We start from the raw sequence: 24660 nt of genomic DNA, 5'->3' as shown, positions 1-24660 counted from the left end.
CTTTTTCCATGGGTTGCTGCGCCTATATAGACGCGGTATGCCAAGCGGCCCCCGATAAGGAAACCCGATGACCCAAGGAACTAAAATCGCGTGGGACGATACCGTTCTGCCCTTTCAGCTTGATGATGTCGACATGCGCGGCCGCGTGGCGCGGCTTGATGGCGTGTTGGAAGGCATCCTGAACCAGCATGACTATCCGCCGCAGGTCGAAGCGCTGGTGGCCGAGATGGCGTTGCTGACCGCTTTGATCGGCCAGACGATCAAACTGCGTTGGAAGCTGTCCCTGCAGGTGCAGTCCAAAGGTGCCGTTCGGATGATCGCGACCGATTACTACGGCCCCGAGAAAGAAGGCGAGCCTGCGCGCATCCGCGCCTATGCCAGCTATGATGCGGACCGGCTGACCGATGACGCCCCGTTCGAGCAGGTCGGCGAAGGCTATTTCGCGATCATGATCGACCAAGGCCAAGGCATGACCCCCTATCAGGGCATCACGCCGCTGGCCGGTGGGTCTCTGGCCGCCTGTGCCGAGGCCTATTTCGCCCAGTCCGAACAGTTGCCGACCCGCTTTTCCCTGAGCTTTGGCAAATCGTCCGGCCCGGATGAGCCGGAGCATTGGCGCGCCGGTGGCATCATGTTGCAGCATATGCCCAAAGCCTCGCCGTTGGCGGCGTCGGGCGAGGGGAGCGGTGACATTCTCAAGGCCGATGACTTGGTCGAGGGCGATGAGGCCGAGGATTGGAACCGAGTGAACATCCTGCTCGGCACCGTTGAGGATTTGGAACTGATCGGCCCAAGCGTTCCGCCGACCGATCTGCTGCTGCGATTGTTTCACGAGGAACAACCGCGGGTCTATGACCCCCAGCCGGTGCGTTTCGGCTGCACCTGTTCCGAAGACCGCGTGCGGCAAAGCTTGTCGATCTACTCGGCCCGCGATATCGAAAAGATGACCACGGACGAGGGGCGGGTCACCGCGGATTGCCAGTTCTGTGGCGCGCATTACGACCTTGATCCGGCCACGGTCGGTTTCGACGCCAAGGCCTGAGGTGAGCGATCGGTTCCAGTCCTTTCGCGAGGCGCTTGCCCAAACCGGGGTGGAATCCTCTGATTTCGATCTGAACCCAGAGGTTACCCTCCCCGAGGGGCGCGCCCTGCGTCCTGCGGGGGTGCTGGCCCCGGTGGTGGATACCGGTGCGCGCCTGGAGCTGATCCTGACCAAACGGTCTTCGGCGCTGAAACATCACCCCGGGCAGATCGCCTTTCCGGGGGGCAAGCAAGACGGCGGGGATGCGGATGTCATCGCTGCCGCCCTGCGCGAAGCCCGCGAAGAGATTGGCCTGCCGAGCGATATCGTGGATGTCTTGGGCGTGCTTCCGGCTCATGAGACGGTCACCGGCTTTAGTGTGACGCCCGTGATCGGCTATGTGACGCGCGATTTTACCGTGGTGCCTGAGCCCGGTGAGGTCGAAGAGGTGTTTCGCGTGCCGCTTGACCATGTGCTCGACCTCAGCAACTACCTTGTGCATTCCCGGCGTTGGCGCGGCCAGCGGCGGTATTATTACGCCGTTCCCTACGGCCCCTATTACATCTGGGGCGCGACCGCGCGTATGTTGCGGGCATGGGCGACACGAATGAACCAATGATTCCGACCGGCACGCGCTGGCTACATGACGAAGACGCACAGCGGGTTTGCCGCGTGGTGCAGGATGGCGGGCATCCTATCTATTTCGTCGGCGGCTGCGTGCGCGATGCGCTGCTGGGACTGCCAGACAGCGACGTGGACCTTTCTACCGAGGCGACGCCTGAAACGGTAATGGCGCTGGCCAAGGCTGCCGGGGTCAAGGCCGTGCCGACAGGGATCGACCATGGTACGGTGACACTGGTCTCGGGTGGCAAACCCTTTGAGATCACCACCTTTCGCCGCGATGTAGAGACCGATGGCCGCCGGGCTGTCGTCGCCTTTTCCACCGATATCGCTGATGACGCCCGCCGCCGGGATTTCACGATGAACGCGCTCTATGCCACGCCCGAGGGCCATGTGATCGACCCCTTGGGCGGGCTGCCCGACCTGCGCGCGCGCCGGTTGCGTTTCATCGAGGACGCAGGTCAGCGTATCCGCGAAGATTACCTGCGCACCCTGCGCTATTTCCGCTTCATGGCGTGGTATGGCGACCCTGAAGTGGGGCCAGAGCCTGAGGCGCTGAATGCCATCGCGTCGAATTTGGATGGGCTCGAGACGCTCTCGGCGGAACGCGTGGGGCAGGAGTTCAAAAAACTCCTCCGCGCGCCTGATCCTGCCCCCGCACTGGCTCTGATGCGGCAAACCGGTGCTTTGCCCGTGCTTTTACCGGGGAGTGATGACCGTTGGATCTCCCTGCTGGTCCATTTCGAACAAGAGCTTGGCCTTGATCCCGATTGGCTGGTGCGTCTGGCTGCGCTGGGCGGGGAGGGTTTGACCGACCGTCTGCGGTTGAGCAAAGCAGAGGCCAAACATCTCACCCTGCTGCAAGAGCAGGGCTTCGCAGGGCCACCATTGCCTGAGCTTGCCTATCGTCATGGGGCGGATGTGGCCATTGGCGCGGCTTTGCTGCGGGGCTGTATGGCGGAACAGATGCCCGAAACCGCCATGTTAAAGACAATAAAAACCGCCGCGGCGGCTCGGTTTCCAGTAACGGCCAAAGACCTGATGCCCGCGTTCAAAGGCCCGGCCTTGGGCCAAGAGCTCGCCCGGCTGGAGCAGCTTTGGGTCGACTCCGGCTTCACCTTGACCCGGGCGGACCTATTGGCGCGGCGCAGCTAGGTCGACATCGCGGGGAAATTCGTCTATCCAAAGCCCATTACAAGGGAGATGGGCGAAATGTACCTCGGGATCTGGTTCAGCTAAGCTGGCATAACCATTGCCCCTTTGCGGCTCTGCTCTTGGGCGGTGCCGAACATTTTGCACGTCTGTTTTTCAAGGTCTCCCCATGTTTCGCTTTTTCGAGAATCTCGTCGATCCCTATGCCTCCTATCGCGAGAAGGACGTGCCGCCACAAGGGCTCTGGCCCTTCCTGCGGGACTATGCGCAGCCGTTCAAAAAGGTATTTGCCCTCGCCGGGCTGATGGCGATCCTCGTCGCCGCGATCGAGGTTGGGCTGATCTACTACATGGGCCGCATCGTCGATCTGCTGGGCAGCGATCCCGCGCAGATGTGGGCGGAACATGGGACCGAGCTGATCCTCGTGGCGCTGGCCGTGCTGTTGCTGCGGCCCATGGTGCAGGCGGTCGATGTGATGCTTTTGAACAATGCGATCTTGCCGAACTTCGGCACGTTGATCCGTTGGCGGGCGCATCGCCATGTCTTGCGGCAATCGGTGGGCTGGTTTGAGAATGACTTTGCCGGGCGTATTGCCAACCGGATCATGCAAACGCCACCGGCAGCGGGGGAGGTCGTCTTTCAGGTCTTTGATGCGATCTCTTACTCGCTGGCCTATATGATCGGCGCGGCGATCCTGCTCTCTACCTCGGATATCCGTTTATTAGTGCCGCTTTTGGGGTGGTTCATCCTCTATGGCGGCTTGGTGGCTTGGACGATCAAACGGGTCGGCCCTGCGTCCAAAGCCGCGTCGGACGCGCGGTCGCAGGTGACGGGGCGCGTGGTGGATGCCTATACCAATATCCATTCGGTCAAGATGTTCGCGCATCATGATCTAGAGGTCGATTTCGCGGGCGAGGCCATCGAAGAGGCGCGGCGCACGTTTCAAGGTGAGATGCGTATCTTCACCATCATGGATGTGGTGCTCACCCTTCTCAACGGCATGTTGATCGTGGGCGTCGTCGGCTGGGCCTTGGTGCTGTGGATGGGGGCGGAGGCAAGTGTCGGTGTCGTCGCCGCTGCCGCCGCGCTGGCGCTGCGGCTCAATTCCATGACCGGTTGGATCATGTGGGCGCTGTCGAGCTTTTTCCGCGAATTGGGTGTCGTCGCCGAAGGGATGGAGACCATTGCCCAGCCCCTCGCCCTCACCGACCGCCAAGATGCGCCGCCGCTAAAGCTGACCGAAGGGCGGATCGAAATGGCGGGGCTGAGCCATCACTACGGGCGCGACAGCGGCGGGGTTCAGGACATCAATATCACCGTGCAGCCGGGCGATAGGATTGGCCTTGTGGGCCGCTCGGGCGCGGGAAAATCGACCCTCGTGAAGCTGATACTGCGGTTCTACGACGCCGAAACGGGCGAAATTCGGATCGACGGGCAGGACATCGCACAGGTCCGGCAAGACAGTCTGCGGCGGCATATCGGTGTGGTGCAGCAGGATTCCTCGCTGCTGCATCGCTCGGTGCGCGAGAATATCCTTTATGGCCGTCCCGACGCCAGCGAGGCCGAGATGATCGCGGCGGCGAAACAGGCGCAGGCGCATGAGTTCATCCTCGATCTGACCGACCCTGAGGGGCGCTCGGGTTATGACGCGCGTGTGGGCGAGCGGGGCGTGAAACTGTCCGGCGGGCAACGACAGCGGATCACGCTGGCGCGGGTGATCCTCAAGGACGCGCCGATCTTGTTGTTGGATGAGGCGACAAGCGCGCTCGACAGTGAGGTGGAGGCGGTCATTCAGGAAACGCTCTATGGCATGATGGCGGGCAAGACCGTCATCGCCATCGCGCACAGGCTGTCGACGATTGCCGAGATGGACCGAATTCTGGTTCTGGATCAAGGCCGTATCGTCGAAGAGGGCAGCCATGACGCGCTTTTGCAGAAAGCTGGCCTATATGCAGCTTTCTGGCACCGTCAGTCGGGCGGTTTTCTCGCATTGGATGACAAGACGTGAGCATTTCGAATTGGATCAACCCGTTTCGCCCCGCCGAGGGGCCGCCACCGCAGACCCTGTGGGCCTTCATCCGCTGGTGCCTTGCAGGCGCTTGGCCGGTGCTCTGGCTCGCCGCCTTTCTATCTGCCGCCGCTGGCGCGATGGAGGCGGGCACAGCGTGGATATTGGGCAAGGTGATCGATGCCACGGTCAGCGCGGGGCCAGAGCGGTTTTTTGAGGGCAGCAGTCTGGTTCTGGTCTTGGGCGCGATTGCGTTTTTCCTTGTGGCGCGTCCCGTGCTGTTTGGCCTCTCCTCGGCCTCTAACGCGATCATGGTGCAGCCCAATGTGAACCCGCTGGTGTTGTCGCGGCTGCACCGTTGGACGCTGGGGCAGAACGTCAATTTTTTTGACGAAGACTTCGCCGGGCGCATTGCGCAAAAGCAGATGCAGGCCGCGCGGGCGGTGACGGATGTGGCCGCCGAGGTGATCAACGTGGTGGCCTTTGCGCTTGCCTCTCTGGCGGGGTCGGTCGCCTTGCTTTTGGCGATCGACTGGCGTGTGGCGGTTGGGTTTTCCGTCTGGCTGGTGATGTATCTGGCGCTGATCAACTGGTTCTTGCCGCGCGTGCGCAAACGGGCCGCGGGACGGGCCGGGGCGCGGGCGATGGTGTCGGGGCAGGTGGTCGATACGATCACCAACATCAAGACGGTGAAGCTTTTCGCCCATGCCGATCACGAAGATCGCGCGGCACTTTCCGCGATGCAGAGCTTTCGCGCCCGGGCCTTGGAGTTCGGCTACCTCGCCGCCGGGTTCCGTTTGGCGCTGATGAGCCTTGCGGGGCTTTTGCCGGTTCTGTTGCTGGGCGGGACGATCCTGCTGTGGCAGCGCGGATTGGCGAGTGAGGGCGATATCGTCGCCTCCGGCGCTATCGCGATCCGTATCGCGCAGATGACGGGCTGGGTCTCTTTCACGCTGATGGCGATCTATTCCAATATTGGGGAGGTCGAAGACGGCATGCGCACCCTGACGCCGCGCGTGCGGCTGGATGATGAGCCTGATGCGCAGGAACTGGTCGTCGAGGCCGGAGAGATCGAGTTGCGCGATCTGGGCTTTGCCTATGGCCGTCAGACTGGCGGCATCGACCGCATCTCGCTGACCATCCAACCGGGTGAGAAGCTGGGCATCGTCGGTGCTTCGGGGGCGGGGAAATCGACCCTCGTGGCGCTGCTCTTGCGGCTCTATGAACCAGAACAGGGCAAGATATTGATCGACGGGGTGGATACCACGACGGTGACCCAAGAGAGCCTGCGCCGCAATATCGGCATGGTCACGCAGGAGACGGCGATGTTCAACCGCTCCGCGCGGGACAACATCCTGTATGGCCGCCCCGACGCGACCGAAGCTGAGGTCATTGCCGCCGCCGAACGCGCCGAGGCGCATGAGTTCATTCAGCAACTCGAAGATCACAAGGGTCGCCACGGCTATGACGCGCATCTGGGCGAGCGTGGGGTGAAGCTTTCCGGCGGCCAGCGCCAGCGCATCGCTTTGGCCCGGGCGATCCTGAAAGACGCGCCGATACTGGTGTTGGACGAGGCGACGAGCGCCCTTGATAGCGAGGTGGAGGCCGCCATTCAGCAGACCCTAGATCGTGTGATGGAAGGCAAAACCGTGCTGGCCATCGCCCACCGTCTGTCGACCCTGACCGAGATGGACCGCATCATGGTGCTGGACGCGGGTCGCATTGCAGAGATTGGCAGCCATGCCGATTTGCTTGCCCAAGACGGGCTTTATGCGCGCTATTGGCACCGGCAGTCGGGCGGGTTTCTGGATGTAAAGGCGGCGGAATAGGCTTTCCCAGAAGGCTTTGCCGCGCTATGGGCAGGCTATGACTGAACATGAAATCTTGCGTCTCGGCCACCACGGCGACGGCATCGCCGAAGGTCCGATCTTTGCCCCGATGACCCTGCCGGGGGAAACCGTCACCGGCGTTGTCGATGGGCAGCAGCTTCGCGATGTGCGGATCGTCACCCCCTCCGACCAGCGGGTCGCGCCGCCCTGTCGCCATTTCAAATCCTGCGGCGGCTGCCAGTTGCAACATGCCGCGGATGATTTCGTGGCGGCTTGGAAGGTCGATGTGGTGCGCAACGCGCTTTCGGCTCATGGGCTAGAGACAGAATTTCGCCCCATCCAAACCTCCCCCGCGCAATCGCGCCGCCGGGCCACATTTGCCGCGCGGCGGACGAAAAAGGGCGCTATGGCGGGCTTTCATGGCCGCGCCTCTGACGTGCTGATCGAGGTGCCGGGCTGTCAGTTGGTCGATCCCGCCTTGCTGCCGGGGCTGAAAGTCGCCGAAGAACTGGCGCTGATCGGCACGAGCCGAAAGGCCGAATTGGCCGTCACGGTAACCCTGTCGGAAGAGGGGCTGGAGGTCTCTGTTGCCAATGGCAAACCGCTCGACGGGCCGCTGCGCCAGCAATTGGCGCAGGCTTGTGAGGCTCTATCTCTGGCTCGGCTGACATGGGATGGCGAGGTAATTGCGATGCGCGCGCCGCCCGTACAGCGCTTTGGCGATGCGCCGGTCACGCCGCCGCCGGGCGCCTTCTTGCAGGCGACCCGTCATGGCGAAGCGTCCCTGCTCGACGCGGTCAGGGATGCGGTGGGCGAGGCCGAGGTTGTGGCCGATCTTTTCGCGGGCTGCGGCACCTTTGCCTTGCCCTTGGCGCAGCAGGCGCGGGTGCACGCGGTGGAAGGCGATGCCGAGATGATCGCCGCGCTGGAAGGCGGCTGGCGTCGGGCCAAGGGGGCCAAGCCGCTCACTGCCGAGGCACGCGACCTGTTTCGCCGACCGCTCCTTCCAGATGAACTGGCCAAGATCGACGCTGTGGTGCTCGACCCGCCCCGCGCAGGGGCCGAAGCGCAGGTGGCCGAGATCATCCGCGCCGAGGTGCCGCGCGTGGCCTATGTCTCTTGCAATCCGGTGAGCTTTGCCCGCGATGTGCAGAACATGGTCGCGGCAGGCTATCGGCTGGACTGGGTACAGGTGGTCGACCAGTTCCGCTGGTCGTCCCATGTGGAACTCGCTGCCTGTCTGACCCTGCCTGAAAGCTAATCCACGGCCTCATATGACGCGGCGGATCACCGCTTTTTGAGTGAAATTAATCCCTCTCTATGGTAACGCGGATAAAAAGGCCGGAATGGCCGGGGCGTTGAGGGCACAGTGATGAAACGCAGGACGATGATACTTGGCGGCACCGCTATGGTGGCGCTTGGCGCGTGCAGCAGCAGTAAGTTCAAACGTTACACCGGTCCTGAAGTGACCTATGTGGTTGTGAACAAAAGCCAACGCCGCATGATGCTGTTGCACCATAACCGCGTGCTCGAAGATTACCGGATCAAACTGGGCTTCGCTCCGGTGGGCCACAAAGCCTTTGAGGGGGATGGCCGCACGCCCGAAGGGCTGTATCGAATCGACCGTCGCAACCCGAACAGCCGTTTCCATCTTTCTGTCGGGATCGATTACCCGAACGCGCGCGATATCGAAAACGCCCGCGCCATGGGCAAAAGCCCGGGGGGCGATATCTTTATCCACGGGCAGAAAGACCCGCGGAAGAAGGAAAAGCACGATTGGACTTGGGGCTGTATCGCGGTCACCAACAAGGAAATCGAAGATGTCTACGCGATGGTGCGAGATGGCACGCCGATCCTGATCACGCCCTAAGGGCCGCTTGATACGACACCGGCCCCCGCAGGGGCCGGACTGGCTGCTTGGTTAGGCAAAAATCAGTTGCCGACGACCAGCGTCCACCAGATCTTGCCACCGTTTTCCTGATGCCATGCGAAACCCATCTGACGGCCATCGGGGGCCATCAGAATGCGGCGCGTGTCGGGTTGCTCCATCCACGCGGCGAGGGTCTCAAGCTCGGTCTCATAGGTTTCCGAGATTACCTCGCCGACCAGACCGCCGGTATAGCCCACGCGCTGAATGCGATCGATGGGCGAGGACCCGTCAGAGCCGAAATGCCAGGGGCGGTTTTGCACCGCCATATCGCGCGAATGGGTGGCGGCAGCGGCGTTCAGCTTGGCATCCAGCGCCAGCGGCGTCACCCCGGCAGAGCTGCGCAGCGCATTGACGGAGTCGAGCATGCGGAATTGGATCGTACCCGCGTCGGAGCGGCTGATGCGGTAGGTGCCGCCGGCTTTGCCGCCGGTCGTGCTGGACGGGGTACAAGCAGATAGCGCAACCGTCAGCGCCAGTAGAATGGACAGGATACGGATCATATGAGCGCTCCACGCTATGAAGTTTTTTCTGCCTTACATCGGGGCGCGTTGCAGTTCAAACGCACATAGGCATGACTCTGCCGTGCGGCCCCGGTTTCAATTGAAACTGCGTCTTTCGAGCCATATAACTGGCATTAATTAGCATAATTTCAGTTTTGGAGACGCTCCATGTCCGCTCCCCGTTTTTCGATCAAGAGCCGCCGTGGCTTCCTTGCTGGCAGCGCCGCGATGCTCGCCACACCCGCGCTGGCGCAAAGCACCTCTTCTTTCAACTCCACCGCCACGACCGAGACGGAGCGTGACCTGACCGAAGCGGTCAAACGCAATGTCTCGAGTTTCCGGATGCTGGATTGGCGCCCCTATTTCAGCAACACGCGCAATGGCGCGGTGCTGGTCGATATCGACAGCCGGGCGGTGCACTACTGGTCCGAGGATCAGAGCGTTTACAAACTCTACCCCTCTTCGGTGCCGCTGACCGAAGACCTCACACGCCGTGGCCGGACCCGTGTCATCAAAAAGGTCGAGGGGCCAAGCTGGCGTCCCACGCCGTCGATGCTCAAGCGCAATCCCGAATGGCCGCCCTATGTCGGCCCCGGCCCGGACAACCCTCTGGGCACCCATGCGCTATACCTCAGCTGGACCTACTATCGTATCCACGGAACCCACGACACACGAAAAATTGGACGTAAGTCTTCCAATGGTTGCATCGGGCTCTATAACGAACATATCGCCGAACTTTTTGCCCTGACAAAGGTCGGCACGCAGGTGTTGCTTATTTGACGACATCCCCCTGATTCCTTGATGCAATAGCTGATTCCGGGTTTGCAAACTTTTGCCGATACTGTTTAGAACAGGATTACGAGGTAAGTCTTGGGTGCGTGTATGTATATGATACAGCACGCCTATTCTGGAGGTTATGTTATGAAGAAACTCGTTCTCGCCGCTGCTCTGTCCGCTGCTGCATCGACTGCTTTTGCCGGTTCGCTGGCCGAGCCGATCGTCGAAGCACCGGTCATCGTGGAAGAAACAACAGGTTCGTCCTCGGGCATCCTGGTTCCCCTGATCCTGCTGGCCCTGGTTGCCGCAGCTGTTGCTTCCGACTAATCGGAACTGACGATCAAACGGAAAAGGCGGTGCAATGCATCGCCTTTTTTGTTTTCTGCGCGAGGTTCTGAAAAGGGGCCGCCGCAGCGACCCCAAGGCGGGCTTAGTCCAGCCAGCCGCCCAAGTTCTCGGTGATGATCGTGGTCAGCGTTTCGATATGCGCCGCATCGTCGTTCAGGCAGGGAATATAGGTGAAATCCTCGCCGCCTGCCTCTTCAAAGCTCTCCTTGATCTCTTCGTTGATCTCTTCCAGCGTTTCGATGCAATCGGCCGAGAAGGCAGGCGCGCAGACGGCGATGCTTTTCTTGCCCGCCTTGGCCTGACGCGCGACCTCTTCAACCGTATAGGGTTGCAGCCATTCCTCCGGGCCGAACTGCGACTGGAAGGTCGTGATGATCTCACTGTCCTGCCAGCCCAAGCGTTCCTTCAACAGGCGCGTCGTTTTCTGACATTGGCAGTGGTAGGGGTCACCCTCCATCAGATAGCGCTGCGGCAGACCGTGGTAGGAGCAGACCAGCAGATCGGGCTTCTTGTCCTTCGCGGCATAGGCACGCTCGACCGATTGCGCCAGCGCTTCGATATAGTCGGGGCGGTCGAAATAGGGGGCCACGGTGCGCGAGGCGGGTTGCCATTTCTCTTTGGCCAGCGCGGCAAAGAAAGCGTCATTCGCGGTTGCGGTCGTGGCCCCGGCATATTGCGGATAAAGCGGGAAGAACAGTATCTTCTGGCATCCAGCGGCGACCATCGCCTCGACCTTGGAGCGGGTCGATGGGTTGCCATAGCGCATGGCGTAATCGACCATCACATCGGCCCCGTAGCGCGCCTCAAGCGCCGCTTTGATCTTGGCGGTTTGCGATTTGGTGATCGTCGCCAGCGGGCTTTCGTTCTCGGCCTCGTTCCAGATGGATTTATAGGCCGCGCCGCTGGCAAAGGGGCGTTTCGTGAGGATCACCGTCTGCAACAGCGGTTGCCATTTCCACGGGCTGTAGTCGATCACCCGGCGGTCCGAGAGGAACTCGCTTAGGTAGCGGCGCATCGACCAATAGTCATACCCGTCCGGCGTGCCAAGGTTGGCGAGCAAAACGCCAACTTTGGGACGCGGGACTTTGGGGTGATCGGTGGGGCCGTGTTCGGGTTGGGTGGCGTCGGCTTGGGCGGATTGGGGCTGGGCTGCCTGCATGGGGGGTTCCTCGCATATCATCCGCGCAGAGATAGCCGCTTTGCCGATTGGGTCAATCGGGGAGGGGTTCCTCGCGACTATTCAGCGCATCTGCCAGCCGTTGCTGCGCTGATCCAGGGCGCAAAGGTTTCTGTTGGCTTTCGTCCGGTGCCCAACCGGCAAGGAAGATCATGTCGAAAGTCGCCATGATCCGGCCCGAGGCGGCGGTGAAATGCGTGGCGTAAAGCTCGGCCGCATGGGCCAGCACGGCGCGGCCGGTGGGGCGGCGCAGACGGGCTTGCAGGGCGTTGGTCTCTCCCATTTCGCGCAGGTCGCGCATCAGGGCCCATGCGTCATCATATTCCACGGTCAGCGGTTGGCTATCGGCCACGGGCAGGGCCAGCCCCGCGCGTTGCAGCAGCGCGCCCAGATCGCGCAGTTCCCCCATCGGGGCGATGCGGGGCGACAGGCCGCCGGTCACTTCGGCTTCGGCCTGCCCAAGGCAGGCGCGCAACTCATGCAGGGTTTGCCCGCCAAGCGCCACGGCCTGCAACAGCCCGTCGGGGCGCAGCGCGCGCCGACATTGGATCAATTGGCCGATGGGGTCATTCGCCCAATGCAGCCCCATGGCGTGGATCACCAGATCATGCGCCTGCGGTTCCAGCGCGAGCACCTCGGCCTCGGCAACAATCTTGGCCTTGGGGAACGCCTCTGCCCAGACTTGGGGGAAGCCGGTCACGATGGCCGGTGCGGTAAACGTTTTCTTAACCAAACTCAGCCGATCCTGAACCTCATCGGCGGCTGCTTGTTGCAGGAACATGCCCCGTGTCGTCGCGCGGGCGCGGTGCTGGGCGAGGGCCTTGGGGTCGGTCAGGTTGGGCTGTGCTGTCATGGGGAACACATAGAATGCCGCCACGGGGACTTCAAACAGCAGTGTCGCTTATCTACCCGCCGCGCTGTCTGGGCTGCGGCGGGCTTGTCGATGCGGATTTCGGCCTCTGCGGCACCTGCTGGCGCGACACGGCCTTCATCGGGGGAACGGTCTGCGATGCCTGCGGCGTGCCCCTGCCGGGCGGCGGGGATGTGGGTTCACCCCATTGTGATGCCTGTCTTGCCACGCCGCGGTCATGGGCGCAGGGGCGCACGGCGCTCATCTACCGCGATATGGGGCGCAGGCTGGTTCTGGCGCTGAAACATAGCGACCGGCAAGAGATCGCCCGCCCGGCCGCCCGTTGGATGGCGCAGGCGGCCCACGGCACCCTGCCGCAAGAGGCGCTGATTGTGCCGGTGCCGCTGCATTGGCTGCGTTTGCTGAAACGGCGTTACAATCAATCGGCTCTGCTGGCCAAGGCGCTGTCGGCAGAAACCGGGCACCGCTGGTGTCCCGATCTGTTGCAGCGGGTCCGGCATACGCCATCGCTGGAGGGTTTGGGCCGTGCAGCCCGGTATCGCGTGTTGGAGCAGGCGATCCGCGTGCATCCGCGACGGCGGCACCGTATCATCATGCGACCGGTGATTTTGGTGGACGATGTCTTTACCTCCGGCGCCACATTGACCGCCTGCACGCAGGCCTGTCTGGCCGCCGGGTCCGGCCCCGTTTTCGTGCTGGCACTGGCGCGCGTGGCCAAAGAGACCTAGATCACTGTGCAACGTTAACTGTTCAAAGGGTGATCCTATGCAACCTGTCGAAATCTACACGTCGCCGCTCTGCGGTTTTTGTCATTCCGCCAAACGTCTGCTGACCCAAAAGGGCGCGGCCTTTGACGAAGTCGATGTGCTGTCGGAGCCTGAGCGCAAGAAAGAGATGATCCAGCGCGCAGGCGGTGCCCGCACCGTGCCGCAGATTTTCATCGGCGACGTGCATGTGGGCGGCTGTGATGAGCTTTATGCGCTGGACCGTGCTGGCAAACTCGACGCGTTGCTGCAAGACAGATGAAAATCGCGCTGCTGCAACTTAACGTCTCGGACGATCCCGCCGCCAACTTGATCGAGACCCGCGCCCTGCTGCGCGAGGCGGTGGCGGGCGGGGCCGAGTTTGTCCTGACCCCCGAGGTGACGAATTGCGTCAGCACCAGCCGCAGCCACCAGCAGTCGGTGCTGGCCTATGAGGAAGACGATGCCACCCTCGCGGCCCTGCGCGAAGAGGCGGCGAAGGCGGGCATCTGGCTGCTGATCGGCTCGCTCGGGTTGAAAACGCGTGAGGGGGACGGGCGCTTTGCCAACCGGTCTTTCCTGATTTCCCCGGGGGGGGAGATCGTCGCGCGTTACGACAAGATCCATATGTTCGATGTGGATATCAACGAAACCGAAAGCTACCGCGAGTCCGCAGGCTACCGCCCCGGCGACAAGGCCGTGGTCGCAGAGACGCCTTTTGGTAAGATCGGCATGTCGATCTGCTACGACATGCGTTTCCCGGCGCTCTATCAAGCTTTGGCCGAGGCCGGTGCGCGTATCCTGACCATGCCTGCGGCCTTCTCTCCGGTCACCGGGGCGGCGCATTGGCACAGTCTGCTGCGGGCGCGGGCGATTGAGAATGGCTGCTATGTGCTGGCCCCGGCCCAGACGGGCACCCATGCCAGCGCCGCGCATAAAACCCGCGACACCTATGGGCATTCACTGGTCGTGGCCCCTTGGGGGGAGGTGGTGTTGGATGCCGGGACAGCCCCCGGCGTTTACTTTTGTGACATGGACATGGAAGAATGTGACAAGGCCCGCGCCAAAGTGCCCAGCCTTGCCAACCGCCGCCCCTTTGCCGCGCCCTGACCGGACCGAAAATGACCGACGATAAAAACACCCTTGCGATCATGTTGTTCGGAGAATTGCTGGCCGCCGACCAATCGGTGCGCAGTCGCCTGACACGGGTGCTGCCGCGGGGCATGGAGATTTCGCATTTCTCGGTGCTGAACAGCTTGTCGTGGCACGGCGGCGAACGCTCGCCCGCGCAACTGGCCGAGACATTCAACGTCACGCGCGGGGCGATGACCAACACGCTGAGCAAACTGGAATGGGCCGGTTACGTCCATATCCGCCCCGATTGGGACGACGCGCGGCGGAAGATGGTCGCGATCAGCCCCGCCGGGCGGCAGGCGCGGGATGCGGCGGTGAATGCGATCACGCCGATGATCTCGAACGTGGTGGGGGAGCTTGGCGAAGAACAGGTTCGCGCCACGCTCCCGATCCTGCGCGCGCTCAGACGTCAGTTGAGCCAGGGTTGAGGCCCGGATTAAGGCTGGCGGTGACGTAGTTCACGCTTAAATCCCGATCCGATAGCCGCCACGACCATGCGACGGGGTTAAAGACGAAACCTTTGCGATCCACCGGCTCCAGCCCGGCGCGGCTCAGCAGGTCGAAAAGCTCATCGGGGGTGATGAACTTGTTCCAGTCATGGGTGCCCTTGGGCAGCCAGCGCATCACATGCTCGGCCCCGACGATGGCCATCATAAAGGACTTTGGATTGCGGTTCAGGGTCGAACAGATGTGCAGCCCGCCGGGTTTCAGCAGGCGACGGCAAGCGATTAGATAGCCGATGGGAGAGGCGACATGTTCGACCACCTCCATGTTCAGCACCACGTCGAATTTCTCACCGGCATCGGCCATGTCTTCGGCGGTGGTGTGGCGGTAGTCGATCTCTAGCCCCGATTGCTGCGCGTGGATCTGCGCCACGGGGATGTTGCCCGCCGCCGCATCCGCGCCCACCACATCGGCCCCGAGCCGCGCCATCGGTTCGGACAGCAACCCGCCGCCGCAGCCGATGTCGAGGATGCGCAGCCCCGCGAAGGGGGCAGGGGCCGTCAGGTCGCGGTCGAACTCCCCCGCGATCTGGCTGGTGATGTAGTCCAACCGGCAGGGGTTCAGCATGTGCAGCGGCTTGAACTTGCCGTTCAGATCCCACCATTCGGCGGCCATGGCTTCGAATTTGGCGATCTCGGCGGGGTCGATGGTTGATTGATCCGCTTGCATTCTGATCTCCCTATGCTCTTTTGGGTTCAATGACTATATAGGGCGGCAATGGACAAGTATCCCGACCAAAAACGCGGCGCGCCGCATCTTTATCCGCCGGTTGAGCCTTTCGACCAGCGGATGTTGTCCGTAGGGCAGGGGCATCAGGTCTATGTCGAGCAATGCGGCAACCCCGAGGGCATCCCTGTCGTTGTGCTGCATGGCGGCCCCGGCGGCGGTTGCAGCCCGGCGATGCGGCGGTATTTCGACCCTAAGGTTTACCGCGTTGTGCTGTTCGATCAGCGCGGCTGCGGGCGGTCCACCCCGCATGCCTCGGTCACCGATAACACGACATGGCATCTGGTCGCCGATATCGAGCTGATTCGCACCACGCTCGGCATCGACAAATGGATGGTTTTTGGCGGCTCTTGGGGCGCGACGCTTTCGCTGATCTATGCCCAAGCGCACCCCGAAGCGGTGCGCCATCTGATCCTGCGCGGCGTCTTTCTGATGACGCAGGCCGAGCTTGATTGGTTTTACGGCGGTGGGGCCGGGCGGTTCTGGCCCGAGCTTTGGGCGCGTTTCGTGAACCTGATCCCCGAAGATGAGCGGGACGATCTGATCGCGGCCTATCACCGGCGGCTGTTCTCGGGCGACCTGCGGGTCGAGCAGGACTATGGCCGCGCATGGGCCGCTTGGGAGAACGCGCTGGCCTCGGTGCATTCCGATGGTGTTTCGCATGGCGGGCCATCGGCCTATGCGCGGGCCTTTTCGCGGCTGGAGAACCACTATTTTACCAACAATGGTTTTTTGGAGTTCGACGGTCAGATCCTCAAACATATGGGGCGGATCGCGCATATCCCGGGGGTCATCGTGCAGGGGCGCTATGACATGATCTGCCCGCCTGCGGGCGCCTTTGCGCTGGCCGAACGTTGGCCCAATGCCGACCTGCGGATGATCCGGGATGCGGGCCACGCCTTGTCGGAGCCGGGGATCAGTGCCGAATTGGTGCGCACGATGGATAGGATCGGGCAGCGATGAGCGGGCGTAACTCTCTGCTGGATCGCCGGGCGCTTTTTACCACCGGTGCGGCGGCGGCCCTGTTGGCCGCAACAGGTGCCAGCGCGGGGGAGCCGCCCCGGCGCGGAGGCCGTTTGCGGCTGGCGCTTTCAGGTGCCACGCGAGAGGACACTTGGGTCCATGGCGATGGGCTCTTCATGCAGGTCGCGCGGCAGGGGATGATCTTTGACACGCTGACCGAAGTCACCGGCAACGGCATCCTCAAGGGTGAGTTGGCGACCGGTTGGCAGGCCAGCGATGGTGCCCGGCAGTGGCAGTTCGATCTGCGCCCCGATGTGCGTTTTCACGACGGCAGCCCCCTGACGGCCCGCGATGTGGTGGCCAGTCTGCGCGGTCTTCTGGCCGGGGCCGAGGTCGCCGTTCAGGACGATCTGCAAGTGCAGGTCACATTGGCGGCGGCGAATCCTGACCTGCCGCTCCTGCTGGCGCAATCGCGCTATGTGATCCGCCCCGCCCATGCGCCCGAGGCCGGGATTGGCACCGGGCTTTACCGTCTGCGGCGCTTTTTCGCCGGACGTCAGGTTTTGGCCGAACGGGTAGAGACGCATTACAAGGACGGCACCGCCGGGTGGTTCGATACGGTTGAGCTTGTGTCGATCCCCGCCCGTGACGTGCGGGCGCAGGCGCTGAGCGAAGGGCTTGTTGATGCAACGGATTTACCCGCGCGGCCGCGCTATCGCGAGCGTGGTGATGTGACCCTTCAGGCCGATAACGCCGGGGGCGTCAGCGCTCTGTCGGGCGATCTGCGCCAGCCACCGAACCCCGGTCGGCAAGCGCCGATGGACAACCTGCGCGCGCCCGAGCGGTGGTGGTTCGGCTGAGAGGGGTTGCAGTTTCGCCGCATTCGGCCTATATCCCCTTCAACAGCGGCGCTTTCGGGTCCAAACCGAAGGCTCCACCGAATTCGTGAACGGGCCGCGCGCCCGTTTTTTTGTGCCCAGTGAAAATGGATGTCTCATGTCGAATGACCTGATCGCCAAAGCCGCCATCGACCGCCGCCTGGCCGAGATCATCACCCCGGTGATCGAGGATATGGGCTTTGAACTGGTGCGCGTGCGCCTGATGTCGGGCAAGTCCACCACCCTGCAAGTCATGGCCGACCGGCCCGAGGGCGGGATCGAAGTGGATGAATGCGCCAAGATTTCGCAGGCCATCGGCGCGGTGCTGGATGTCGAAGACCCGATTTTGGACGAGTATTCGCTCGAAGTCTCCAGCCCCGGCATCGACCGCCCGCTGACGCGGCTCAAGGATTTCGATGCGTTTGAGGGCTATGAAGCCAAGATCGAAACCACCGAACTGATTGACGGCCGCCGCCGCTTTAAGGGTGAGCTGGCTGGCGTCGAGGGTGGCGAAGTGCTGATCAATGTCGAAGAAGGCACCATCGGATTGCAGTTCGACTGGCTCAGCGATGCCAAGCTGGTGCTGACCGACGACCTGATCAAGGAAATGCTCCGCCAGCGCAAAGCGTCTGGTGCGATCGACGAAACCGATTTTGATGATATCGAGACTGAAGAGTCTGCTGAGGGAGACACCTAATGGCCATTACATCTGCAAACCAGCTTGAGCTGTTGCAAACCGCCGAGGCGGTGGCGCGCGAGAAGATGATCGACCCCGGTCTGGTCGTTGAAGCGATGGAGGAATCCCTCGCCCGTGCCGCCAAGTCCCGCTATGGCGCCGAGATGGACATCCGGGTCGACATCGACCGCAAGACCGGCAAGGCCACTTTCACCCGCGTCCGCACCGTGGTCGAGGATGACGAGCTTGAGAACTACCAGGCCGAGTTCACCGTAGAACAGGCCAAGCAGTACATGGCCGACCCCAAGGTTGGTGACACTTTCGTCGAGGAAGTACCCCCGGTTGAAATGGGCCGCATCGCGGCGCAGTCGGCCAAGCAGGTGATCTTGCAAAAGGTCCGCGAAGCTGAACGTGACCGCCAGTACGAAGAATTCAAAGACCGCGCCGGGACCATCATCAACGGTCTGGTCAAGCGCGAGGAATATGGCAACGTCATCGTCGACGTGGGCGCGGGCGAAGCGATCCTGCGCCGGAACGAGAAGATTGGCCGCGAAAGCTATCGCCCGAACGACCGCATCCGCGTCTACATCAAAGACGTGCGCCGCGAGCAGCGCGGCCCGCAGATTTTCCTGAGCCGCACCGCGCCTGAATTCATGGCCGAGTTGTTCAAGATGGAAGTGCCCGAAATCTACGACGGCATCATCGAGATCAAAGCGGTTGCCCGCGACCCCGGTTCGCGCGCCAAGATCGCCGTGATCTCGCATGACGGTTCCATCGACCCCGTCGGTGCCTGCGTCGGTATGCGCGGCAGCCGCGTGCAGGCCGTCGTGAACGAGCTTCAGGGCGAGAAAATCGACATCATTCCGTGGAACGAAGACCAGCCCACCTTCCTCGTGAACGCGCTTCAGCCTGCTGAAGTGTCGAAAGTGGTTCTGGACGAAGAAGCCGGTAAGATCGAAGTCGTCGTGCCCGAAGAGCAACTATCGCTCGCCATTGGCCGCCGTGGTCAAAACGTGCGTCTGGCCAGCCAGCTCACCGGTCTCGACATCGACATCATGACCGAAGAGCAGGAAAGCCAGCGCCGTCAGGCCGAGTTCGAACTGCGCACTAAGCTGTTCATGGACAACCTTGATCTGGACGAGTTCTTTGCCCAGCTTCTGGTTTCCGAAGGCTTCACCAACCTCGAAGAAGTGGCCTACGTCGAAGTTGACGAGCTGCTGGTCATCGACGGTGTTGACGAAGACACCGCAGGCGAGCTGCAGGCCCGCGCCCGTGACGTGCTCGAAGCGCAGAACAAAGCGGCGCTTGATAATGCCCGCGCATTGGGTGTCGAAGACAGCCTGGTTGAATTTGAGGGGCTAACCCCCCAAATGATAGAAGCGCTGGCCAAGGACGACGTCAAAACGCTGGAAGACTTCGCCACCTGTGCCGATTGGGAACTGGCTGGCGGCTGGACCACGGTCAATGGCGAGCGTGTCAAAGACGACGGCGCGCTTGAGCCCTTCGATGTGAGCCTCGAAGATGCGCAGGCCATGATCATGACCGCCCGCGTCATGCTGGGCTGGGTCGACCCGACCGAGCTTGAGGACGATGCGGAAGAAGACGACGTAGAGACAGACGGCGAAACCGCCGAGGAGGCCGAGGCCTAAGCGGGCCTCGGGGGTTGCACATGGGACGCGGTGGCGCCTCGAATGACCGGTCAGACGGTGCGGAACGCAAGTGCATCGCCACGGGCGAGGTGCAGCCGAAACACGGGTTGATCCGTTTCGTGGTCGGCCCGGACAATCAGGTTTACCCGGATATTCTGGGTAAACTGCCGGGCCGGGGCATCTATGTCTCGGCGGATCGTGCGGCGCTGGAATTGGCCATCAAGAAAAAGGCCTTTTCCCGCTCGGCGAAACAGCCGGTCACCCTGCCCGACGGGCTGGTCGACGAGGTCGAACAGCAGTTGGCGCGCCGGGTGGTCGAGTTGATCTCGCTCCAGCGCAAGGCGGGCAAGGCGGTCGCCGGTTACGAAAAGGTCAAGGGTTGGTTGCAAACCGAAGAGGCCGAAGTATTGATACAGGCCGTAGATGGGTCAGGGCGCGGCAAGTCCAAGCTGAGCACCCCACACTATGGTCATTACATCGGTTGGTTGACAGCCGATGAATTGGGTTTGGCATTCGGTCGCCAAACTGTGATACATGGGGCGCTCGCCTCTGGTGGACTCACGCAACGTGTTGTAGAGGAAGCCGGTAGACTTAAAGGCGTGCGCGTAAACGAGGGTGGCAACGGCCATCCGAAAGGATAGACGAGCTTCATGAGCGATAGTGACGGCAAGAAAACATTGGGTCTGCGCGGTGGCGCACGTCCGGGGAACGTAAAGCAAAGCTTTAGCCACGGGCGTACCAAAAACGTTGTGGTCGAAACCAAGCGCAAGCGTGTTGTGGTGCCCAAACCGGGTGGCCAGAAATCAACAGGTCCGGGCGCCGGGCCGATTGGCGATCCCAAGAAGCGCCCCGCAGGCATCACCGATGCCGAGATGGAGCGCCGTCTGAAGGCCGTTCAGGCCGCCAAGGCCCGTGAGGCCGAGGAAGCCGCGCAGCGTGAAGCCGAGGAAAAAGCCCGCGCCGAAGAGCGTGAGCGTCGCCGGGCCGAGATTGAGGCCAAGGAACGCGAAGAGCGTGAGCGCGAAGAAAGCCTCAAGGCCAAGGCCGAGGAAGACGCCCGTCGCAAGGCAGAGGCCGAAGCGGCCGCTGCTGCCCCCGCGCCGGAACCTGCCGCTGCACGCGAGCCGGGCAACAAACCTGCGCCCGCCGCGACACCGCGCAAAACCACCGACCGTGACCGCGACGACAGCAAGAAGCGCAGCAAGGGTGGCGACAGCCGCCGCGCGGGCAAGCTGACCGTCAATCAGGCGCTTGCCGGTGGCGAAGGTGGCCGTCAGCGTTCCATGGCGCAGATGAAGCGCAAGCAAGAACGTGCCCGTCAAAAGGCGATGGGTGGTCAGGTCGAGCGTGAAAAGATCGTGCGCGACGTGCAACTGCCGCCCGCCATCGTGGTCTCTGAACTCGCCAACCGTATGGCCGAGAAGACCGGCGCGGTGGTCAAGGCGCTGATGCAAAACGGCCTGATGGTGACCCAGAACGAAACCATCGACGCCGATACAGCCGAGCTGATCATCGAGGAATTCGGCCACAAAGTGGTGCGCGTTTCCGACGCCGATGTCGAAGATGTCATCAAAGAGGTCGAGGACGATCCGAAGGATCTGCAATCGCGTCCGCCGGTCATCACGATCATGGGCCACGTCGACCACGGCAAAACCTCGCTTCTGGACGCGATCCGCAACGCCAAGGTCGTGGCCGGCGAAGCCGGTGGCATCACCCAGCACATCGGCGCCTATCAGGTGAAAACCGACAACGGCACCGTGCTGTCCTTCCTCGACACGCCCGGTCACGCGGCCTTCACCTCCATGCGCTCGCGCGGGGCTCAGGTCACGGATATCGTGGTTCTGGTGGTTGCGGCGGATGACGCCGTGATGCCGCAGACGATCGAAGCGATTGCCCACGCAAAAGCGGCCAAGGTGCCGATGATCGTGGCGATCAACAAGATCGACAAACCCGCCGCCAATGCCGACAAGGTCCGTACCGATCTGCTTCAGCACGAAGTCATCGTCGAGAAGATGTCGGGCGATGTGCAAGACGTCGAAGTATCAGCAGCGACAGGCCAAGGTCTGGACGATCTGCTCGAAGCCATCGCGCTGCAGTCGGAAATCCTCGAACTCAAGGCGAACCCGAACCGGGCCGCCGTGGGTGCGGTCATCGAAGCGCAGCTTGACGTGGGCCGCGGCCCCGTGGCGACTGTGCTGGTTCAGAACGGCACGCTGCGTCAGGGCGATATCTTCGTCGTGGGTGAGCAGTACGGTAAGGTTCGTGCGCTGATCAACGACCAAGGCGAGCGCGTCAAAGAAGCCGGGCCTTCGGTTCCGGTGGAGGTGCTGGGCATCAACGGCACGCCCGAGGCCGGTGACGTGCTGAACGTGACCGAGACCGAAGCGCAGGCCCGTGAGATTGCCGAGTATCGTGCGCAGGCCGCCAAGGACAAGCGCGCCGCTGCCGGTGCCGCCACCACGCTGGAACAGCTGATGGCCAACGCCAAGGCCGACGAGAACGTCAGCGAGCTGCCGATCTTGGTCAAAGCCGACGTGCAAGGTTCTGCCGAAGCGATCGTTCAGGCGATGGAGAAGATCGGCAACGACGAAGTCCGCGTTCGGGTTCTGCACTCCGGTGTGGGCGCGATTACCGAGACGGATGTCGGCCTTGCCGAAGCCTCCGGCGCGCCGATCATGGGTTTCAACGTGCGTGCCAATGCCTCGGCCCGGAACACGGCGAACCAGAAGGGTGTCGAAATCCGCTACTACTCGGTCATCTATGACCTTGTGGATGACGTGAAAGCGGCCGCAAGCGGTTTGCTGAGCGCCGAGATCAAAGAGAACTTCATTGGCTACGCCAATATCAAAGAAGTCTTCAAGGTTACCGGTGTGGGCAAAGTCGCAGGCTGTCTGGTCACCGAAGGCGTCGCCCGCCGCAGCGCCGGTGTGCGTTTGCTGCGCGACAACGTCGTGATCCACGAAGGCACGCTGAAAACGCTCAAGCGCTTTAAAGACGAGGTGCCCGAGGTTCAGTCCGGTCAGGAATGCGGCATGGCATTCGAGAACTACGAAGACATCCGCCCCGGCGATGTGATCGAGATTTTCGAGCGCGAAGAAGTGACCCGCACCTTGGCCTAAGCCAAGCGCTTATAAGATGAATTCTCCAGAGGCCCGGTCGAATTGCCGGGCCTCTGCTTTTGTGAAGGCCTTCTTGCTGTCATCGAAACTGATACGTGCCAGATTGACGTGCAGGGGCGAAATATCGATCAGGTTGAAATCATTCGGCTCCCCCCGCTGGCGCGAAGACAGGCTGGTGCCCGCGTGCAGTTGGATCGCCAGATGACCGTCATGCTCAGGCGCTGGATGGGCAAAGGTGCCTGCATGCCAGATGTGCAGATGCCCCGAGAGGATCAAGTCGGCGCCACAGTCCAAGAGCCGCCTCAGCGCGCGTTTCGCGCCTGGAATGGGCTTCTTGTGGGTCTCGTTGGGGTGATCCAGCGGATGGTGGCAAACAGCGATACGCAAGGTCTTTTCCCCCCCGCGTGACAGGGCGCGGCAGGCGCGGCCCAAACGGCGCAGGCCCAGTTTGCCGGTCTGCCATTTGAACCGATCAACGGTGTTGATCCCCACGGCGACGAAATCCGCCCCCTCATGCACCGGCGTGAGTTCGTGATCGATCCAACGCCGGTAATAGCGCCATGGGGCGAAGAACCGGGTAAAGGGGCGGTGCAGCGGAATATCGTGATTGCCCGGCACGCTCAGCACCGGTGCGTTGATCCTGTCGATAAAGGCCCGCGCGGCGCGATACTCTTTTTCCCGTGCCCGTTGAGTCAGGTCGCCCGAGATGATCACCAGATCGGGGTCATAGCCATTCACCGCCTCCAGCAGGGGCGCGAGGAGGTCGGGACGGTCCTTGCCAAAGTGCAGGTCGGATAGGTGGATCAAACGGCTCATCGCACGGTCTTCCCGGTCGTGGAGGGTACAAAGATATGAATGGGCGAACTGGCGCGGGTGAGCCGATACGGGCCGCGCATCACCGCAATCTCTCCGTCCCGCGCGACATAGCGTTTGCGCTGCTTCATGCGTATCTCAATCTCGGACCCGCAGAGCATTTCGTAGTCCGTGTGGTGTTTCGCGCGACCTGTTGCCAACGCCACCGCATGGCGCAGCAGGCCGAAACGATAGGTGTCAGGGGCGACCAGCAGCACCATATCGCCGCGCGCGATGCAGTCCTGCCCATCAAGCCCCATTTGATCCAGTTGAAAGGCGTTGTTCACCGCGAAAACCAGCGGGGTGCGCAACTGGCTCTCTTTCCCGTCAACCACGATGGTCAGTTTGAGCGAGGTGCGGAAATCCATCAGGGCTTTGATCACCGACCAATAGGCGGCGATCCGGCTGCGTCCCCAACGACGGTAGATGCCTTCGCGCGTTTTGAGGATGGCGGGATAAGCCCCGATGCTGGCGTTGTTCAAAAAGGTCTCACCGTTGATCGTCGCCACATGCACCGGGCGGCTGTCGCCAGCGGCGATGACGTCGACCGCCTCTTCAAGGTTCTCTGGAATGCCCATCGACCGCGCGAAATAGTTGAAGGTGCCCTGCGGGATGATGCCGAGCGGACGGTCGTGGTCAACCATCGCCGAGGACACGCCCGAGATCGTGCCATCCCCGCCCGCGACGGCAATGATCCCTTCGCCGCTAGACAGCGCCTCCCGCGCGGCGCTGGCAGGGTCGTTGCGTTTGTCGATATGAATGAATTCCGCCGTGATCCCATGCCGCGCAAAGGCGGAGCGGATCGTGTTTTCGGCTTGGTCACCGTCTTGACGGCCTGAACCGCGATTCAGAATGACGATAGCGCGCTTCGATGACATAAGTTCCCCTGCCAAATGCTCGGGGAAAACGCGGTGGAACGCCTATTTGTTCACCTCAATAGGCGTTCCGATGAGATTTTTCAGACAGGCCTGCCTTCGAAAATCCTCCCGTCGACCTGAACGGCCATGCGACCGCCTGCCAACATTTTTACAAAGATACCCTGAACGTAAATGGAACTTCCGATTGCGATGGTTCTCAACATGTCGGCACCCTTTCATACAGATGTTACAACTCTGCCTCAGGATGGTGCGCATTCGGTTAAAAAATCCGCAACATGCTGAGCGATTGGCGATCACTAGTGCA

25 protein-coding genes are annotated in these 24660 nt (G+C 62.1%); 19 read left to right on the top strand and 6 right to left on the bottom strand.

What is annotated here, in order from left to right; genetic code table 11:
* Positions 1-67 precede the first annotated feature (67 nt).
* From ACGYK9_RS07585 to ACGYK9_RS07555, 7 genes are all read left to right on the top strand, one after another.
* Positions 68-1042, top strand: a complete 975-nt coding sequence (locus ACGYK9_RS07585; RefSeq protein WP_394409122.1) for an Hsp33 family molecular chaperone HslO — start codon at positions 68-70, stop codon at positions 1040-1042.
* A gap of 1 nt (position 1043) precedes the next feature.
* The gene (locus ACGYK9_RS07580) at positions 1044-1640 is read left to right on the top strand and encodes a CoA pyrophosphatase (protein WP_394409119.1); all 597 of its coding nucleotides are present in this window, start codon (positions 1044-1046) and stop codon (positions 1638-1640) included.
* Positions 1637-2797 (top strand): CCA tRNA nucleotidyltransferase, encoded by a 1161-nt coding sequence (locus ACGYK9_RS07575; protein ID WP_394409116.1) that lies wholly within the window; start codon positions 1637-1639, stop codon positions 2795-2797. Before ACGYK9_RS07580 ends, ACGYK9_RS07575 begins: the two co-directional genes overlap by 4 nt.
* 166 nt (positions 2798-2963) lie before the next feature.
* On the top strand, positions 2964-4802 hold the full coding sequence (locus ACGYK9_RS07570) for an ABC transporter ATP-binding protein (RefSeq protein ID WP_394409113.1): 1839 nt from the start codon (positions 2964-2966) through the stop codon (positions 4800-4802).
* Positions 4799-6631, top strand: a complete 1833-nt coding sequence (locus tag ACGYK9_RS07565) for an ABC transporter ATP-binding protein (protein ID WP_394409110.1) — start codon at positions 4799-4801, stop codon at positions 6629-6631. The genes ACGYK9_RS07570 and ACGYK9_RS07565 overlap by 4 nt, the downstream gene beginning before the upstream one ends.
* 37 nt (positions 6632-6668) lie before the next feature.
* Positions 6669-7892 carry a class I SAM-dependent RNA methyltransferase gene (locus tag ACGYK9_RS07560; RefSeq protein ID WP_394409108.1) on the top strand — a complete coding sequence of 408 codons (1224 nt, stop codon included), beginning with the start codon at positions 6669-6671 and terminating at the stop codon, positions 7890-7892.
* 111 nt (positions 7893-8003) lie between these two features.
* Positions 8004-8501 carry a murein L,D-transpeptidase family protein gene (locus ACGYK9_RS07555; RefSeq protein ID WP_168612924.1) on the top strand — a complete coding sequence of 166 codons (498 nt, stop codon included), beginning with the start codon at positions 8004-8006 and terminating at the stop codon, positions 8499-8501.
* A gap of 62 nt (positions 8502-8563) precedes the next feature.
* On the opposite strand, the gene ACGYK9_RS07550 is transcribed toward ACGYK9_RS07555, so the two are convergent.
* Positions 8564-9061: a CAP domain-containing protein gene (locus ACGYK9_RS07550; protein ID WP_168612925.1), complete on the bottom strand. Its 498-nt coding sequence runs from the start codon at positions 9059-9061 to the stop codon at positions 8564-8566.
* Between the two features lie 168 nt (positions 9062-9229).
* On the opposite strand from ACGYK9_RS07550, the gene ACGYK9_RS07545 reads away from it, so the two are divergent.
* Positions 9230-9841, top strand: a complete 612-nt coding sequence (locus tag ACGYK9_RS07545; protein ID WP_067261126.1) for a L,D-transpeptidase — start codon at positions 9230-9232, stop codon at positions 9839-9841.
* A gap of 141 nt (positions 9842-9982) precedes the next feature.
* Positions 9983-10165: a hypothetical protein gene (locus ACGYK9_RS07540; RefSeq protein WP_067261136.1), complete on the top strand. Its 183-nt coding sequence runs from the start codon at positions 9983-9985 to the stop codon at positions 10163-10165.
* 103 nt (positions 10166-10268) lie between these two features.
* On the opposite strand, the gene hemH is transcribed toward ACGYK9_RS07540, so the two are convergent.
* Positions 10269-11345 (bottom strand): ferrochelatase, encoded by a 1077-nt coding sequence (gene hemH, locus ACGYK9_RS07535; protein ID WP_394409104.1) that lies wholly within the window; start codon positions 11343-11345, stop codon positions 10269-10271.
* Positions 11346-11397: 52 nt separating this feature from the next.
* The gene (locus tag ACGYK9_RS07530) at positions 11398-12216 is read right to left on the bottom strand and encodes a methyltransferase domain-containing protein (RefSeq protein WP_394409100.1); all 819 of its coding nucleotides are present in this window, start codon (positions 12214-12216) and stop codon (positions 11398-11400) included.
* A 14-nt stretch (positions 12217-12230) separates the two neighbouring features.
* Between ACGYK9_RS07530 and ACGYK9_RS07525 the strand changes: the two genes are divergently transcribed.
* Genes ACGYK9_RS07525 through ACGYK9_RS07510 form a run of 4 tightly spaced genes read left to right on the top strand, consistent with a single transcriptional unit; the run spans position 12231 to position 14539 of the window.
* The gene (locus ACGYK9_RS07525; RefSeq protein ID WP_394409098.1) at positions 12231-12962 is read left to right on the top strand and encodes a ComF family protein; all 732 of its coding nucleotides are present in this window, start codon (positions 12231-12233) and stop codon (positions 12960-12962) included.
* 37 nt (positions 12963-12999) lie between these two features.
* Positions 13000-13260 carry a glutaredoxin 3 gene (grxC, locus tag ACGYK9_RS07520; RefSeq protein WP_067941907.1) on the top strand — a complete coding sequence of 87 codons (261 nt, stop codon included), beginning with the start codon at positions 13000-13002 and terminating at the stop codon, positions 13258-13260.
* Positions 13257-14087, top strand: coding sequence for a carbon-nitrogen hydrolase family protein (locus ACGYK9_RS07515; RefSeq protein ID WP_394409095.1), 831 nt, complete (start codon positions 13257-13259; stop codon positions 14085-14087). The genes grxC and ACGYK9_RS07515 overlap by 4 nt, the downstream gene beginning before the upstream one ends.
* Before the next feature lie 11 nt (positions 14088-14098).
* Positions 14099-14539: a MarR family winged helix-turn-helix transcriptional regulator gene (locus ACGYK9_RS07510; RefSeq protein ID WP_067265366.1), complete on the top strand. Its 441-nt coding sequence runs from the start codon at positions 14099-14101 to the stop codon at positions 14537-14539.
* Here the strand turns inward: ACGYK9_RS07510 and ubiG are convergent.
* Complete coding sequence (ubiG, locus tag ACGYK9_RS07505; protein WP_394409092.1) at positions 14514-15284, bottom strand: bifunctional 2-polyprenyl-6-hydroxyphenol methylase/3-demethylubiquinol 3-O-methyltransferase UbiG; 771 nt, start codon at positions 15282-15284, stop codon at positions 14514-14516. The genes ACGYK9_RS07510 and ubiG overlap by 26 nt on opposite strands.
* 48 nt (positions 15285-15332) lie before the next feature.
* On the opposite strand from ubiG, the gene pip reads away from it, so the two are divergent.
* From pip to infB, 6 genes are all read left to right on the top strand, one after another.
* Positions 15333-16304, top strand: coding sequence for a prolyl aminopeptidase (pip, locus tag ACGYK9_RS07500; RefSeq protein ID WP_394409089.1), 972 nt, complete (start codon positions 15333-15335; stop codon positions 16302-16304).
* A complete protein-coding gene (locus ACGYK9_RS07495; protein WP_394409086.1) occupies positions 16301-17164 on the top strand; it encodes an ABC transporter substrate-binding protein in 864 nt (287 codons plus the stop codon). The genes pip and ACGYK9_RS07495 overlap by 4 nt, the downstream gene beginning before the upstream one ends.
* A gap of 136 nt (positions 17165-17300) precedes the next feature.
* Positions 17301-17879: a ribosome maturation factor RimP gene (rimP, locus tag ACGYK9_RS07490; protein WP_067265355.1), complete on the top strand. Its 579-nt coding sequence runs from the start codon at positions 17301-17303 to the stop codon at positions 17877-17879.
* Positions 17879-19507: a transcription termination factor NusA gene (gene nusA / locus ACGYK9_RS07485; protein WP_067265353.1), complete on the top strand. Its 1629-nt coding sequence runs from the start codon at positions 17879-17881 to the stop codon at positions 19505-19507. The genes rimP and nusA overlap by 1 nt, the downstream gene beginning before the upstream one ends.
* Before the next feature lie 20 nt (positions 19508-19527).
* Positions 19528-20148, top strand: a complete 621-nt coding sequence (locus ACGYK9_RS07480) for an RNA-binding protein (protein WP_394409081.1) — start codon at positions 19528-19530, stop codon at positions 20146-20148.
* Positions 20149-20157: 9 nt separating this feature from the next.
* Positions 20158-22626, top strand: coding sequence for a translation initiation factor IF-2 (gene infB / locus ACGYK9_RS07475; protein WP_271692644.1), 2469 nt, complete (start codon positions 20158-20160; stop codon positions 22624-22626).
* A gap of 9 nt (positions 22627-22635) precedes the next feature.
* On the opposite strand, the gene ACGYK9_RS07470 is transcribed toward infB, so the two are convergent.
* Both ACGYK9_RS07470 and ACGYK9_RS07465 read right to left on the bottom strand, forming a co-directional pair.
* Positions 22636-23442 carry a metallophosphoesterase family protein gene (locus tag ACGYK9_RS07470; RefSeq protein WP_394409078.1) on the bottom strand — a complete coding sequence of 269 codons (807 nt, stop codon included), beginning with the start codon at positions 23440-23442 and terminating at the stop codon, positions 22636-22638.
* On the bottom strand, positions 23439-24356 hold the full coding sequence (locus tag ACGYK9_RS07465) for a diacylglycerol/lipid kinase family protein (RefSeq protein ID WP_394409075.1): 918 nt from the start codon (positions 24354-24356) through the stop codon (positions 23439-23441). Before ACGYK9_RS07465 ends, ACGYK9_RS07470 begins: the two co-directional genes overlap by 4 nt.
* Positions 24357-24660: the final 304 nt, after the last annotated feature.

Source organism: Sulfitobacter sp. 1A15258, assembly GCF_043557045.1.
GTDB classification, from domain to species: domain Bacteria; phylum Pseudomonadota; class Alphaproteobacteria; order Rhodobacterales; family Rhodobacteraceae; genus Sulfitobacter; species Sulfitobacter faviae.
This window is presented reverse-complemented; position numbering and strand designations above follow the sequence as displayed.

Excerpts from the sequence above, each read along its gene's own strand:
- pip (WP_394409089.1), top strand. The coding sequence starts at position 15,333 with ATGGACAAGTATCCCGACCAAAAACGCGGCGCGCCGCATCTTTATCCG.
- ACGYK9_RS07575 (WP_394409116.1), top strand. The coding sequence starts at position 1,637 with ATGATTCCGACCGGCACGCGCTGGCTACATGACGAAGACGCACAGCGG.
- ACGYK9_RS07540 (WP_067261136.1), top strand. The coding sequence starts at position 9,983 with ATGAAGAAACTCGTTCTCGCCGCTGCTCTGTCCGCTGCTGCATCGACT.
- grxC (WP_067941907.1), top strand. The coding sequence starts at position 13,000 with ATGCAACCTGTCGAAATCTACACGTCGCCGCTCTGCGGTTTTTGTCAT.
- nusA (WP_067265353.1), top strand. The coding sequence starts at position 17,879 with ATGGCCATTACATCTGCAAACCAGCTTGAGCTGTTGCAAACCGCCGAG.
- ACGYK9_RS07465 (WP_394409075.1), bottom strand. The coding sequence starts at position 24,356 with ATGTCATCGAAGCGCGCTATCGTCATTCTGAATCGCGGTTCAGGCCGT.
- ACGYK9_RS07530 (WP_394409100.1), bottom strand. The coding sequence starts at position 12,216 with ATGACAGCACAGCCCAACCTGACCGACCCCAAGGCCCTCGCCCAGCAC.
- ACGYK9_RS07570 (WP_394409113.1), top strand. The coding sequence starts at position 2,964 with ATGTTTCGCTTTTTCGAGAATCTCGTCGATCCCTATGCCTCCTATCGC.
- ACGYK9_RS07545 (WP_067261126.1), top strand. The coding sequence starts at position 9,230 with ATGTCCGCTCCCCGTTTTTCGATCAAGAGCCGCCGTGGCTTCCTTGCT.
- ACGYK9_RS07525 (WP_394409098.1), top strand. The coding sequence starts at position 12,231 with ATGCCGCCACGGGGACTTCAAACAGCAGTGTCGCTTATCTACCCGCCG.
- ACGYK9_RS07495 (WP_394409086.1), top strand. The coding sequence starts at position 16,301 with ATGAGCGGGCGTAACTCTCTGCTGGATCGCCGGGCGCTTTTTACCACC.
- ACGYK9_RS07480 (WP_394409081.1), top strand. The coding sequence starts at position 19,528 with ATGGGACGCGGTGGCGCCTCGAATGACCGGTCAGACGGTGCGGAACGC.
- ACGYK9_RS07550 (WP_168612925.1), bottom strand. The coding sequence starts at position 9,061 with ATGATCCGTATCCTGTCCATTCTACTGGCGCTGACGGTTGCGCTATCT.
- ACGYK9_RS07510 (WP_067265366.1), top strand. The coding sequence starts at position 14,099 with ATGACCGACGATAAAAACACCCTTGCGATCATGTTGTTCGGAGAATTG.
- ubiG (WP_394409092.1), bottom strand. The coding sequence starts at position 15,284 with ATGCAAGCGGATCAATCAACCATCGACCCCGCCGAGATCGCCAAATTC.
- ACGYK9_RS07585 (WP_394409122.1), top strand. The coding sequence starts at position 68 with ATGACCCAAGGAACTAAAATCGCGTGGGACGATACCGTTCTGCCCTTT.
- hemH (WP_394409104.1), bottom strand. The coding sequence starts at position 11,345 with ATGCAGGCAGCCCAGCCCCAATCCGCCCAAGCCGACGCCACCCAACCC.
- infB (WP_271692644.1), top strand. The coding sequence starts at position 20,158 with ATGAGCGATAGTGACGGCAAGAAAACATTGGGTCTGCGCGGTGGCGCA.
- ACGYK9_RS07470 (WP_394409078.1), bottom strand. The coding sequence starts at position 23,442 with ATGAGCCGTTTGATCCACCTATCCGACCTGCACTTTGGCAAGGACCGT.
- ACGYK9_RS07555 (WP_168612924.1), top strand. The coding sequence starts at position 8,004 with ATGAAACGCAGGACGATGATACTTGGCGGCACCGCTATGGTGGCGCTT.
- ACGYK9_RS07515 (WP_394409095.1), top strand. The coding sequence starts at position 13,257 with ATGAAAATCGCGCTGCTGCAACTTAACGTCTCGGACGATCCCGCCGCC.
- rimP (WP_067265355.1), top strand. The coding sequence starts at position 17,301 with ATGTCGAATGACCTGATCGCCAAAGCCGCCATCGACCGCCGCCTGGCC.
- ACGYK9_RS07560 (WP_394409108.1), top strand. The coding sequence starts at position 6,669 with ATGACTGAACATGAAATCTTGCGTCTCGGCCACCACGGCGACGGCATC.